General features: G+C 72.9%; 12 protein-coding genes and 1 riboswitch. Of the genes, 5 read left to right on the forward strand and 7 right to left on the reverse strand.

Annotation, left to right across the window (positions count from 1 at the left end; all coding sequences use genetic code 11):
* Window positions 1-103: 103 nt before the first annotated feature.
* Both aceB and AB0M03_RS06000 read left to right on the forward strand, forming a co-directional pair.
* Entirely contained in the window at window positions 104-1,756 is a 1,653-nt protein-coding gene (aceB, locus tag AB0M03_RS05995; protein WP_363488898.1) for a malate synthase A, read from the forward strand.
* A 139-nt stretch (window positions 1,757-1,895) separates the two neighbouring features.
* Window positions 1,896-2,282: a gamma-glutamylcyclotransferase gene (locus tag AB0M03_RS06000; protein ID WP_363488900.1), complete on the forward strand. Its 387-nt coding sequence runs from the start codon at window positions 1,896-1,898 to the stop codon at window positions 2,280-2,282.
* 45 nt (window positions 2,283-2,327) lie between these two features.
* On the opposite strand, the gene AB0M03_RS06005 is transcribed toward AB0M03_RS06000, so the two are convergent.
* The 7 genes from AB0M03_RS06005 to AB0M03_RS06035 form a co-directional block, all read right to left on the reverse strand.
* The gene (locus tag AB0M03_RS06005; protein ID WP_363488902.1) at window positions 2,328-3,632 is read right to left on the reverse strand and encodes a glycoside hydrolase family 16 protein; all 1,305 of its coding nucleotides are present in this window, start codon (window positions 3,630-3,632) and stop codon (window positions 2,328-2,330) included.
* 3 nt (window positions 3,633-3,635) lie between these two features.
* Window positions 3,636-3,812, reverse strand: a riboswitch (cyclic di-AMP (ydaO/yuaA leader).
* Between the two features lie 256 nt (window positions 3,813-4,068).
* Entirely contained in the window at window positions 4,069-5,451 is a 1,383-nt protein-coding gene (locus tag AB0M03_RS06010; RefSeq protein WP_363488904.1) for an 8-oxoguanine deaminase, read from the reverse strand.
* A 184-nt stretch (window positions 5,452-5,635) separates the two neighbouring features.
* A complete protein-coding gene (gene pucL, locus AB0M03_RS06015) occupies window positions 5,636-6,556 on the reverse strand; it encodes a factor-independent urate hydroxylase (protein ID WP_363488906.1) in 921 nt (306 codons plus the stop codon).
* 31 nt (window positions 6,557-6,587) lie between these two features.
* Window positions 6,588-6,923, reverse strand: coding sequence for a hydroxyisourate hydrolase (gene uraH / locus AB0M03_RS06020; RefSeq protein ID WP_363488908.1), 336 nt, complete (start codon window positions 6,921-6,923; stop codon window positions 6,588-6,590).
* A gap of 47 nt (window positions 6,924-6,970) precedes the next feature.
* Window positions 6,971-7,507 (reverse strand): 2-oxo-4-hydroxy-4-carboxy-5-ureidoimidazoline decarboxylase, encoded by a 537-nt coding sequence (gene uraD, locus AB0M03_RS06025; protein ID WP_363488910.1) that lies wholly within the window; start codon window positions 7,505-7,507, stop codon window positions 6,971-6,973.
* A 181-nt stretch (window positions 7,508-7,688) separates the two neighbouring features.
* Window positions 7,689-8,069: a helix-turn-helix domain-containing protein gene (locus tag AB0M03_RS06030; protein WP_363488912.1), complete on the reverse strand. Its 381-nt coding sequence runs from the start codon at window positions 8,067-8,069 to the stop codon at window positions 7,689-7,691.
* Window positions 8,066-8,335 carry a thiamine-binding protein gene (locus AB0M03_RS06035; RefSeq protein WP_363488914.1) on the reverse strand — a complete coding sequence of 90 codons (270 nt, stop codon included), beginning with the start codon at window positions 8,333-8,335 and terminating at the stop codon, window positions 8,066-8,068. Before AB0M03_RS06035 ends, AB0M03_RS06030 begins: the two co-directional genes overlap by 4 nt.
* A gap of 228 nt (window positions 8,336-8,563) precedes the next feature.
* Here AB0M03_RS06035 and AB0M03_RS06040 point away from each other — a divergent pair, with 228 nt between their 5' ends.
* The 3 genes from AB0M03_RS06040 (at window position 8,564) to AB0M03_RS06050 (ending at window position 11,816) form a co-directional block, all read left to right on the forward strand.
* Window positions 8,564-9,400, forward strand: a complete 837-nt coding sequence (locus AB0M03_RS06040; RefSeq protein ID WP_363488916.1) for a TIM barrel protein — start codon at window positions 8,564-8,566, stop codon at window positions 9,398-9,400.
* Between the two features lie 43 nt (window positions 9,401-9,443).
* Entirely contained in the window at window positions 9,444-10,328 is an 885-nt protein-coding gene (locus tag AB0M03_RS06045) for a 2-hydroxy-3-oxopropionate reductase (protein ID WP_363488918.1), read from the forward strand.
* Between the two features lie 345 nt (window positions 10,329-10,673).
* Complete coding sequence (locus AB0M03_RS06050) at window positions 10,674-11,816, forward strand: glycerate kinase (protein ID WP_363488920.1); 1,143 nt, start codon at window positions 10,674-10,676, stop codon at window positions 11,814-11,816.
* Window positions 11,817-11,890 lie beyond the last annotated feature (74 nt).

Consider the following 11,890-nt stretch of genomic DNA (forward strand, 5'->3'; position numbering starts at 1 on the left):
CACTGTACAGAACGGAACCCGCCCGTAGGGGGGTCCGGATCTCGGGAGTTCCCGTCGGAGGAACCCCCAGTGCTGGCTCAACCGTCCAAGGAGTGTCCTGCCCATGGCTGCAGATCAGGGACCTGTCGGCGCATCGTCCGCCGCCCCGGTCGTCACGGTCGCCGGTCCGCGCGTCGCCCGCGCCGAGGAGGTGCTCACCCCGGAGGCCGTCGCCTTCGTGGTCGGGCTCCACCGCGCCTTCGAGGGCCGCCGCCAGGAGCTCCTCGCCCGACGGAAGACCCGCCGCGCCGAGATCGCCGCCGCCGGCACCCTCGACTTCCTGCCCGGGACCGCCGACGTCCGGGCGGGCGACTGGAAGGTCGCCGAGGCGCCCCGCGCGCTCCAGGACCGCCGGGTGGAGATCACCGGCCCCACCGACCGCAAGATGGTGATCAACGCGCTCAACTCCGGCGCGAAGGTCTGGCTCGCCGACTTCGAGGACGCCACCTCGCCCACCTGGGAGAACGTCGTCTCCGGCCAGCTCAACCTGATCGACGCCTTCGAGGGGCGGATCGACTTCACCTCGCCCGCGGGCAAGGCCTACACCCTGAAGCCCGCCGTCGAACTCGCCACCGTCGTCGTCCGCCCGCGCGGCTGGCACCTCGACGAGACACACCTGCTGGTCGACGGCACCCCGGTCGCCGGCGGCCTGCTCGACTTCGGCCTCTACTTCTTCCACAACGCCGCCCGCCTGCTCGCCCGCGGCACCGAGGACCCGAACTCCGGCCCGTACTTCTACCTGCCGAAGACCGAGAGCCACCTCGAGGCGCGGCTGTGGAACGACGTCTTCACCCACGCGCAGGCCGAGCTCGGCATCCCGCACGGCACGATCCGCGCCACCGTGCTGATCGAGACCATCACCGCGGCCTTCGAGATGGACGAGATCCTCTACGAGCTGCGCGACCACGCGGCCGGCCTCAACGCGGGCCGCTGGGACTACCTCTTCTCCATCGTCAAGAACTTCCGCGACGCCGGCGAGCACTACATCCTGCCGGACCGCAACAGCGTCACCATGGCCTCGCCGTTCATGGCCGCCTACACCCGCCTGCTGGTGCAGACCTGCCACCGCCGCGGCGCCCACGCGATCGGCGGCATGGCCGCGTTCATCCCCTCCCGCAGGGACCCGGAGGTCAACGCGGCCGCCTTCGAGAAGGTCAAGGCCGACAAGGACCGCGAGGCGGCCGGCGGCTTCGACGGCTCCTGGGTCGCCCACCCGGACCTCGTCCCGGTGGCCCGCGCCAGCTTCGACGCCGTGCTCGGCGACCGCCCGCACCAGAAGGACGCGCCGCCGCCCGCCGAGCCCGTCACCGCCGACCAGCTGCTCGACATCGCCGGCGCCGGCGGCCACTGCACCCGTGCGGGCCTGCACAACGCCGTCCAGGTCGGTGTCCGCTACATCGAGGCCTGGCTGCGCGGCCTCGGCGCCGTCGCCATCTTCAACATGATGGAGGACGCCGCCACCGCCGAGATCTCCCGCTCGCAGATCTGGCAGTGGATCAACAACGGCGTCGTGCTCTCCGACACCGGCGAGAAGGCCACCGCGGAGCTCGTCCGCCGGCTGGTGGCCGAGGAGCTCGCCGAGCTCCGCACCGAACTCGGCGCGGACGCCTACGCCGCGGGCCGCTGGGCCGAGGCCGCCAGGCTCTTCGAACAGGTCGCCCTGGCAGAGGAGTTCGTCGACTTCCTCACCCTGCCCGCGCTGCCCCTGCTCGACTGACCCCAACCTATCCGCCCGCGGGCGTCCCACCGCCCCTCCAGGTCGTCGAACTCGCCCGCCACATTTCACCGTTCCGTACGGCTCCCGCCGCCCCGGCACCGGAGCCGTACGGAACGCCTGTTTTCGGAGGCACTTCCCCATGGCGCTCATCTTCTTCAACGGCCAGGCCATGACCGGCGGACCGTTCCACCCGCTGGTCGCCGAGTACCTGGTCGGCCCGGTGCGCACCGCGCCCGGCCACCGCTTCTTCTCCGTCCGCGACGTCTGCCCCGGGCTGCTGCCCGACCCCGGCAGCGGCTCGGCGATCGAGGGCGAGCTGTACGACGTCCCGCTGGAGCACCTGCGCGACGCCGTCCTGCCCGGCGAGCCGCCGGAGTTGGAGCTCGGCGTGATCGCCCTGGAGGACGGTACCCCGTGCCTGTCCATGGTGCTGCGCAGGGGCGAACTCGAGCGCGGGGTGCACCGGGAGATCACCGGCCACGGGGGCTGGCGGGGCTACCTCGCCACGCTCGGCCGCACCGCCTGACCGGCGCCCCCGGGGGGAGGGCGCCGGCCGGGCGGACGAGGAAGGTCAGCCCGCCTTCCAGAACTTGACCGAGTCGACGGCGATGTCCGCCGAGGAGCCCACGGCGGGCACGGTGCCGCCGAGGGCCGTCTCGGACTGCAGCACCCAGTGCATCGAGTTGGCGGGGATGCGCGCGGTGGAGCGCCCGATCACCTTGCCGTCCAGGTAGAAGGTCACGCCGTCCTTCTGCCAGTCGACCGCCGAGGTGTGCCACGCGCCGGCGGTCGGGACGCCGGTGGAGAAGGCGTCCTGGTCGCTGCCCGAGGTGGCGTCGGCGCGGTGCATGAAGGCCTTGATCGTGCCGTTGAGGTCGCCCTCGGGGAAGTCGATCTCGCCGTGCTGCGGCCAGACGTCGTCGTCCGGCCAGAGCAGCCACGCCATCTTGTAGCCGGCCGCCGAGGTCGCCTTCCAGGTCACCTCGAAGCGCCCGTACTGGACGCCGCCGCCGGTGGGGGAGGGGAGCTTGGGCACCGGCGCGGAGACCCAGGTGCCGGAGGCGTCCCGGTTGAGGTGGAGGTTCATCTGGCCGTTGGCGATGGACATCGTCTTCGACGGCGAGTAGGTGCCGTTCTTGCTGGTGTCCTTCCAGCCGTCCGGGTAGGCCCACCACTTGCTGTCCACCGCGGCCGGCAGCCCGGTGCAGTGGCTGGCGGTGATGGACGGGCCGTTGGAGCAGCCCGTCCAGCTGCCGAGCGGCACGTTCACGCCGTCGAAGTCGTCCGACCAGGTCGGTGCACCGGCCGTCGAGGTGGGGGAGGAGCCCGCCGACGGGGAGGCGGTGAAGCCGGGGGCCGGCGAGGACGAGGTCGCCGAGGCCGTGGGGGAGGGCGTCGCCGTGGGGGAGGGGCTCGGGGCGGCCGTGGTCGGTGCCGTGGTCGGGCTCGGGGCCGGCGCGGGGGTGCCGGTGCTGCGGACGTCCAGCGTCTGCGCCGGGAGGTTGTGCCAGCGCCGGTTGCCGTCCTGCCAGGTGCCGAAGGCGGTGTAGACGCCGGCCGGCAGGGTGCGGGCGGCGGTGGTGACGGTGACCCCGTCGGGGCAGATCCGCACGTTGCGGGCGGTACCGGGGAAGTCCAGCCTGTTGCCGGCGGCGTCGCGGACGGCGACGCCGACCTTCCGGGCGGTGAAGCAGGCGGAGGAGTGGACGGAGAGGGAGGCGGCTGCCGCGGTGTCCGCGGCGATGGCGACCGGCGAGAGCCGGTCCTGGGTCACCTCGGGCACGTCGGCGGCCTCGGCGCTGCCCAGGAAGGGGACGGCAAGCAGGCCGAGCCCGGCGACCGCGCCCACCTTGAGGGCGATGGCGGAAACAGGCATGGAGTTGTTCCTCGACGACGCCTGCGAGGTGAGCTGTCGGATTCGGGCCGTCAGGTGGCCCGGCCGCCGGAGGGCGGCTTCACCCCGAGCCCTGGCCGTCCCGCGAGCGTGCGCGCGGGGCCAGGGCGACTTACCTGGTTCCCCCGCTCCCGTCCGTGTCGCATCTCGCGTTTCCGTCACCGGGCGGACGGGACTCGGCGGTCCCGGGACGGGGCCCGCATGGCGCGGGCGTCCGAGCAGGTTAGCAGTGTCCTCCCGGAGGGCAAGGCGCCGGACCGCCGGTGTCAGGTCCATCACATCCGGGCACGCCGCAGCCCCCGGACCCTCGCCGTGGGTCCGGGGGCTGTGCTCCGGCCGGCCCCGGCCCGCTGCGGGCCGGCCGGGGCCGCGGAGTCCGGGTGGCGCACCGTCCCTGGTGCGGCCCGGAGTCCTGGGATCAGGCGCGGGAGGCGAGCTCCTTCGCGGCGCGGGCGCAGGCCAGCGCGATCCGGTCCTCGTCGACGGTGGTCAGCACGCCCTTCTCGACGACCGCGTTGCCGTTGACGAAGAGCACGGCGAGCGGCGGCAGGGCGCCCAGGGTGAGCGCGGCCACCGGGTCGGCGATCGAGGAGTGCATGATGCCGTCGACCTTCCACAGGGCCAGGTCGGCGAGCTTGCCGGGCTCGATGGAGCCGATCTCGTTCTGCCGGCCGAGCACCCGGGCGCCGCCCATGGTGCCCAGGCGCAGCGACTGACGGGTGGTCAGGGCGTCCGGCCGGCCGTGCAGGCGGTTGATCAGCAGGGCGTTGCGCAGCTCGGTGCCGAGCTCGCCGGACTCGTTGGAGGCGGTGCCGTCCACGCCCAGGCCGACCGGCACGCCGGCCTTCAGCATGTCCGGGACGCGGGCGATGCCGGCCGCCAGACGGGCGTTGGAGGACGGGCAGTGCGCGACGCCGGTGCCGGTCTCGGCGAACTTGGCGATGTCGGAGTCGTTCATGTGGACGCAGTGCGCCATCCACACGTCCTCGCCGAGCCAGCCGGTGGACTCGAAGTAGTCGGTCGGGCCCATGCCGAACAGCTCCTTGCAGAACTGCTCCTCCTCGGCCGTCTCCGAGCCGTGGGTGTGCAGCCGGACGCCCTTGCGCCGCGCCAGCACCGCGGACTCCCTGAGGAGTTCGGTGGAGACCGAGAAGGGGGAGCAGGGCGCGAGGGCCACGTGCAGCATCGAGCCGAAGGAGGCGTCGTGCCAGGTGTCGACGGCGGCCTCGGAGGCGATCAGGATGTCCTCGGTCCTCTCCACCGCGTGGTCCGGCGGCAGGCCGCCGTCCTTCTTGCTGCGGTCCATGGAGCCGCGCAGTGCGGTGAAGCGCAGGCCGAGCTCCTGCACGCCCTCGATGGAGGCGCCGAGGATGTCGCCGCCGCCTTGCGGGAAGACGTAGTGGTGGTCGGAGGCGGTGGTGCAGCCGGACTTGAGCAGGGCGGCGGCCGAGCCCTGGGTGGCCGCGTGCACCAGCTTGTCGTCGATCCGGGCCCAGGTCGGGTAGAGCGCGACCAGCCAGTCGAAGAGGATGTTGTCCTGGGCGAGGCCGCGGGTGATCCACTGGTAGAAGTGGTGGTGGGTGTTGACCAGGCCGGGGGTGACCAGGTGCCCCTCGCCGTTGATCCGGCGCACCACGTTGTCCAGCCACTGCGGGGCCGGGCCGTCGCCCACCGACTCGATCCGGTTGCCGAGGATCACCACGTGGCCGCGGGCGTACTCGGTGTCGTTCGCGTCCACCGTCGCGACGGCGACGTTCTCGATCACGATCCGCTGGTCGGCGGGTGGGGGCTGGACTGTCATGGTGTGAACTCCTATGGGGGCGAGGGCTGAGGGGGCGCCGCGGGCGGAGCGGCGGGTGGTGCGCCCGGGCCGCCGGACGGGGCGGGTCGGGCGGGCCGGGCCGGACGGGGTGCGGGCGCCGCGGGGAGGCACAGGTGCCCCGCGGCGGCCGTCCGGCCCGTGGGCGGGTGCGCCGGCCCGGCCGTCAGGCGACGGGGATGACCGGGACGACGCCCTCGCGGTGCACGGTGCCCTCGATCAGGCCGTACATCCGGTCGGCGGCGTAGTACACCTCGTTCTCGTTCTTGAGGCCGAAGGGCTCCAGATCGACGAGGAAGTGGTGCTTGTTGGGGAGCTCCAGGCGGACCTCGTCCACCTCGGCGCGGTTGTTGAGCACCCGGGTGCCCATCGCGTGCAGGGTCTGCTGCAGCGAGTAGGAGTACGTCTCGGCGAAGGCCTCCAGCATGTGGCGCTTCACGTGGTTGTACGAGCGGTTCCAGTTCGGCTGGGGCTCGTCGTCGCGGCCGGTGTAGCCGTACTTCCAACGGGCCGTCACCTGGGTTGCCAGGATGCGGTCGTAGGCCTCCTGGAGGGTGGTGTACTTGTCCTTGATGTAGCCCCAGAACTCCGAGTTGGTCGTGTTCATCACGACCAGGTCCTTGAGACCGGAGATCACCTGGACGGACTCGCCGTCGTAGACGATCTCGGAGGTGCGTACCTCCTGGCCGCTGCGGACGAAGGAGTGGCCGACCTCCTCGGAGCCGATGAAGCGGGCGGAGCTGTCCGGGGTCCGGATGCGGTCCCAGGTGTACTCCTCGATCCGGATGCGGGCGCTGTGCACCACGCCGCGCTCGGTGTTGTCGACGAAGTGGCGGGCCAGCGTTATGCCGAAGGCCTCCGCCGACTCGATGCCGTACTCCTTGGCGAAGGCGTAGACGGTGTTCTTGGTGGTGTCGGTGGGCAGGCAGTTGGCGTTGGAGCCGGTGAGGTGGACGTCCTCGAACTCGCCCTGCAGGGAGACCGAGACGTTCAGGTCCTTGATCTCGTGCCGGGTGGAGTCGCGGTAGACCCGCACGATGCGGTTCTCCGCCTTGCCGTACTGGTTCTGACCGAGCACATGGGCCATGGCATGGCTCCTAAGCTTCCAGGTCGGTCCACTAGCTTCCGCGGTAGACCGAGTAGCCGAACGGGTTGAGCAGCAGGGGCACGTGGTAGTGGTGCTGCGCGGGTGCGACCGTGAAGACGATCGCTACCTCGGGGAAGAACGGCGCCTCCTCGGACCGCCCCGCGTAGTACGCGGCGGTGTCGAAGAGCAGCCGGACGACCGAGCCCGCCTCCACGGCCGGCAGGTCCTTGACCCGGCCGTCGGAGTCCGTGGCGGAGGTGCCGAGCACCTTCCAGCCACCCTCGGTGTTCAGCGCAAGCTCGACCGGGACGCCCTCGGCCGGCCGGCCGAGGCTGGTGTCGAGCACGTGCGTGGAGATGCCAGTCATGGGGTGGACGACCTTCACTGTGGCAGGGAGGGGCTGCCCGTGGGTCCTCAGGCGGAGGCCTGCGGACCGTCGAGCAGCCGGTTGATGCGGATGTCGTTGATCTTTCGCAGCTCGCCGCGGACGATCTCGCTCTCGGTGGCGGCGTCGTTGGGGAAGCGCTCGCGCAGCGAGGCGAGCATGGTGCCGGCGGTGCGGCCGGTCGCGCAGATCAGGAACACGTGGCCGAACTTCGCCTCGTAGGCGGCGTTGGCCTCGTGCAGCTCGTCGAGGAGTGCGGTGTCGGCTCCCCGGATGCCGGCCTGCTCGCGCTCGGAGGTGGCGTCGCCGGCCTTCGGCGTGCCGATCCGGGCGTGACCGGCCATCGCGTCGGCGAGGTCGTCGGCGGTGAGCACCGCCATGGCGGCGGCGTTGGCGGCCAGCAGGGCCGGCCGGTCCCGCCAGGGCCTGGCGGCCTCGACCGCCTCGGCCCAGCGGGGGCTGGAGCAGATCTCCAGCAGCGTCTCCCGCAGTTCGGCGGCCGGGGCCGCCGCCAGGGCCTCAAGGGCCCCGGTGTCCGCGGTCGATGCGGTGGGTTGGTTGGTCACGGGTGGACCTCCTGAAGAGTGGTGCCACTCGCACAAGCTAGATCCACCACCCGAGGCCGTCAACACTTTGTTGAACGGTTGGTGGTTACGTGTCGCGGCGGGCCCGGTCGCCGGGGGATGTCGTGTGTGATCCGCCAATGGGCCCGGCCGCCGCTCGGGTGAAGACTCGGGGCGGGCGGCGTCAGCCCTTCCGGGCGCCTTCCTGCCGGTTCAGGTAGTTGTAGACCGTGAAGCGGCTGACGCCCAGGGCCGAGGCCACCGTCTCCACGCCGTGCCGGACGGTGAACGCGCCGCGTTCCTCCAGCAGGGCCACCACCCGCTGCTTCTCGGCCCGGTCGAGCTCGGTCAGCGGGCGCCCGTCGAACTGACGGGTCATCTCGGCGAGCAGCCGGTCGAGCGCACTGCTGAGGTGCGGCAGGCGCACGGCCACCGCCGCCTCGCCGTCCCACTCCAGGACGACGTCGTCCGGGCGGGCCTCGGCCGGCTCGACCGCGGTGGCGCCCACCGCGTCCAGCAGTGGCTTTATCGCCGCGGTGAGCGGGTGTTCCAGGGCGTTGCTCACGGCGTACCCACTCCTTCCGGGGACTGCTCGTCGCCGAGCACGCTGATCTGGAGGGAGATCCGGGTGGCCCCGGCCTCCAGGGTCTCGCGCAGCAGGCGCGTGACGGCGGCCAGGGTCTGCTCGGCATCGCCCTCGGCGCTGGTGCCGAACGGGCCGACCGAGACGTCGAGGCCGGCCTCGTCCACGACCCGGCGGGCTGCCTTGGCGTGGTCCGGGAAGCTGTCCAGCTCGAACGGTTCTGTCGTGAACTCCACCATCAATCGCACGCGCTCACTCTAGACGCCGTGCGCAAGGGCCGGACCGGGCGCACGGGTGCGCGGGGCGGCTGGGTGATCGGACAGCCCGGAGGCGGTGCGACCGGCCGCGTTCGGCCACTTCAACAAATTGTTGCGGCGGCCTTGACGGCCCGGAAGCTCCTCGGCAAAGCTTCCACCAGACAGAATCCCCCTTCCGGATCGTGGAAGTCGGGAACGGAAGAGAGGGAAGGTGAGCACGTGACTGCCGCCGCCGCGCACAGCTACACGGTCAACCTGTCGATCCTGTTCAACGAGCTCCCGCTGCTGGAGCGCCCCGCCGCCGCCGCGGCCGCCGGCTTCACCGCCGCCGAGCTCTGGTGGCCCTTCGGCGAGGAGCACGACCCGTCGCCGGCCGAGCTGGACGCGCTCCGCAAGGCCTTCACCGACGCGGGCGTGCAGCTCACCGGCCTCAACTTCCTCGACGACCTCGTGAAGGGCGCCCGCGGCACCGCCTCGGTGCCCGCCGAGAGCGAGCGCTTCCGGGCCAACGTCCCGGTCGCCGCCGCCCTCGCCGGGTCGCTCGGCACCGGGGCGCTCAACGCCCTGTACGGCAACCGCATCGCGGGCACCGACCCGGCCGAGCAGGACGCCCTGGCGCTGGAGAACCTCGTCCTCGCCGCCCGGGCCGCGCACTCCGTGGGCGCGATCCTGCTGATCGAGGCCCTCAACGAGGTCGAGTCGCCGGACTACGCCCTGCTCAGCGCCGAGGCGGCGATCGAGGTCGTGGACAGGGTCAACGCGGCCACCGGCCTCGGCAACGCCAAGTTCCTCTGCGACCTCTACCACCTGGCCAGGAACGGCGAGGACCTGGCCGCGGTGATCGAGAAGTACGCCGACCGGATCGGCCACGTGCAGATCGCCGACGTCCCGGCCCGCAACGAGCCCGGCACCGGCGGGCTGGACTTCGAGGACCTCTTCGCCCGCCTCACCGCCGCCGGCTACCAGGGCCGGATCGGCCTGGAGTACAAGCCCTCCACCGGCGTCAGCGCCGACAGCTTCGAGTGGCTTCCGCGCGAGCTCCGCGCCGCGAAGTGAGCCACCCCCACACCACCCTCCCCAACGCAAGGAGCACGACGCGATGAGCCGCAAGATCGCCTTCATCGGCCTCGGCATCATGGGCAGCCCGATGGCCGCCAACCTGGTCAAGGCCGGCCACCACGTCACCGGCTACAACCTGACCCAGCCCCAGATCGACGCCCTGGTCGCCGCCGGCGGCCACGGTGCCACCGGCATCGCGGACGCGGTGAAGGACGCCGAGGTCGTCATCACCATGGTCCCCGCGGACCCGCAGGTCGAGGAGGTCATCCTCGGCGAGGGCGGCGTGCTGGAGAACGTGCAGCCCGGCACCCTCGTGATCGACATGTCCTCGATCACCCCGCAGACCTCGATCAAGGTCGACGCCGCGGCCAGGGCCAAGGGCGTGCGCACCCTGGACGCCCCGGTCTCCGGCGGCGAGGCCGGCGCGATCGAGGCCGTCCTGTCGATCATGGTCGGCGGTGCGGCGGAGGACTTCGCCGAGGCGAAGCCGCTGTTCGACGCCCTCGGCACCACGGTGATCCACGTCGGCCCGGCCGGCGCCGGCCAGACCGTGAAGGCCGCCAACCAGCTGATCGTGGCCGTCAACATCCAGGTCCTCGCCGAGGCCGTGGTCTTCCTGGAGAACGCCGGCGTCGACCTGCAGGCCGCGCTGGAGGTGCTCGGCGGCGGTCTGGCCGGCTCCACCGTGCTCAACCGCAAGCGGGCGAACATGCTGAACCGCGAGTTCGCCCCCGGCTTCCGGATCGACCTGCACCACAAGGACATGGGCATCGTCACCGACGCCGCCCGCGCCGTCGGCGCCGCCCTCCCGGTGGGTGCCGTGGTGGCCCAGCTGGTCGCCTCCGCCCGTGCCAACGGCGACGGTGCGCTCGACCACTCCGCGCTGCTGCGCGGCGTCGAGCGGCTCTCCGGCCGGACGGTCTGACCCGCCCCCCGACTCCTCCTGGCGGCGTGTACCTGTCCGGTCGTGCCCGCGCCGCCAGGAGGCCGTAACCCGACCGGCAGCGGGCCGAGGCCCTGCCCGCCCCTGCCGGTCGACCCAGACCGGCGGCGCGCCACCCTCCCGGAGGCACTTCGGTCGTGCCCGTGCGCGCCGCCCGCCCCCTCTCGGCCGAGGGGAGCCTCTCGAACGTCGGAAGCGGAACGAGTGGAACGGCCGAGAGGGGGTCGCACCACGCGAGGGGACTGCCGGGTGACGGCCGGTCGCGCTGATCCCCTCACCCCCTGGGTAGTGCCAGTACAGAGACGTTCCCGAAGAAAGGCCACCACCATGCCCGCCACCCCCGCCCGGGGCCATGTGGTCGTCGCCCCCGACAAGTTCAAGGGCTCCCTGGAGGGCGCCGAGGTCGCCGCCCGGATCGCGGCCGGCGTCCGCCGCGCCGCCCCCGGCACCGAAGTGCGCGAACTCCCGGTCGCCGACGGCGGCGAGGGCACCCTGGCGGCCGCCCTGGCGGCCGGCTTCGAGCGGGTCGCGGTCAAGGTGGCCGGCCCGACCGGCCTGCCGGTGGACGCGGCGATCGCCGTCCGAGGCGACACCGCCGTGGTCGAGCTGGCGCAGGCCTCCGGCCTGGCCCGGCTCCCCGGCGGGCGCACCGCCCCGCTGGCGGCCGGCTCCTACGGGGTGGGCCAGCTGATCGCCCGGGCGGTCGCGCTCGGCAGCAGGCGGATCGTGCTCGGCCTGGGCGGCAGCGCCTGCACCGACGGCGGGGCCGGCATGGTCCAGGCGCTCGGGGTGAGCCTGACCGACGTGGACGGTGCCGAGCTGGCGCCCGGCGGCGCGGCCCTGCGCCGGCTCGCCCGGATCGACCTCGGCCCGCTGGCCGACCTGCTGGCCGGGGTGGAGGTCGTGGTCGCCTGCGACGTCGACAACCCGCTGCTCGGGCCGCGCGGCGCCACCGCCGTCTACGGCCCGCAGAAGGGCGCGTCCGGCGAGGACCTGGTGGTCCTGGAGGAAGGCCTGACCCGGTGGGCGGACGCCGTCCGCACCGTGGCCGGGCGGGACGTGAGGGACGCCCCCGGCGCCGGGGCGGCGGGCGGGGTCGGCTTCGCCGCCCTGGCCCTGCTGGGCGCCACCATGCGGCCCGGGATCGAGCTCCTCCTCGATCTCCTGGGCTTCGACGAGGCTGTGCGTGGGGCGCGCCTCGTCGTCACCGGCGAGGGATGCCTGGACGCGCAGACGCTCCACGGCAAGGCCCCCGCCGGCGTCGCCGCGGCGGCCACCCGGGCGGGGGTTCGGGTGGCCGCCGTGGCCGGACGGCTCGAACTCTCCGAACCCGAGTGGCGGGCGGCCGGCTTCGCCGCGGCCGTCGCGCTGACCGACCTGGCCGAGCGGCCGGGCGACAGCATGGTCAGGGCGGGCGAGCTCGCGGAGACCGCGGGCGAGCAGCTGGCCGCCCAACTGCTGGCCGGCTGACGGCCGGTGCCCTCGTAGCTTCCTACATAGACGTTTTGTTGAAGGCGGGCCTAGGCTCCGAGAACTCGCAGCCG

Origin of the sequence: Kitasatospora sp. NPDC051914, assembly GCF_040680995.1 — a bacterium.
Taxonomy (GTDB): domain Bacteria; phylum Actinomycetota; class Actinomycetes; order Streptomycetales; family Streptomycetaceae; genus Kitasatospora.

Excerpts from the sequence above, each read along its gene's own strand:
- aceB (WP_363488898.1), top strand. The coding sequence starts at position 104 with ATGGCTGCAGATCAGGGACCTGTCGGCGCATCGTCCGCCGCCCCGGTC.
- AB0M03_RS06000 (WP_363488900.1), top strand. The coding sequence starts at position 1,896 with ATGGCGCTCATCTTCTTCAACGGCCAGGCCATGACCGGCGGACCGTTC.
- AB0M03_RS06005 (WP_363488902.1), bottom strand. The coding sequence starts at position 3,632 with ATGCCTGTTTCCGCCATCGCCCTCAAGGTGGGCGCGGTCGCCGGGCTC.
- AB0M03_RS06010 (WP_363488904.1), bottom strand. The coding sequence starts at position 5,451 with ATGACAGTCCAGCCCCCACCCGCCGACCAGCGGATCGTGATCGAGAAC.
- pucL (WP_363488906.1), bottom strand. The coding sequence starts at position 6,556 with ATGGCCCATGTGCTCGGTCAGAACCAGTACGGCAAGGCGGAGAACCGC.
- uraH (WP_363488908.1), bottom strand. The coding sequence starts at position 6,923 with ATGACTGGCATCTCCACGCACGTGCTCGACACCAGCCTCGGCCGGCCG.
- AB0M03_RS06045 (WP_363488918.1), top strand. The coding sequence starts at position 9,444 with ATGAGCCGCAAGATCGCCTTCATCGGCCTCGGCATCATGGGCAGCCCG.
- AB0M03_RS06050 (WP_363488920.1), top strand. The coding sequence starts at position 10,674 with ATGCCCGCCACCCCCGCCCGGGGCCATGTGGTCGTCGCCCCCGACAAG.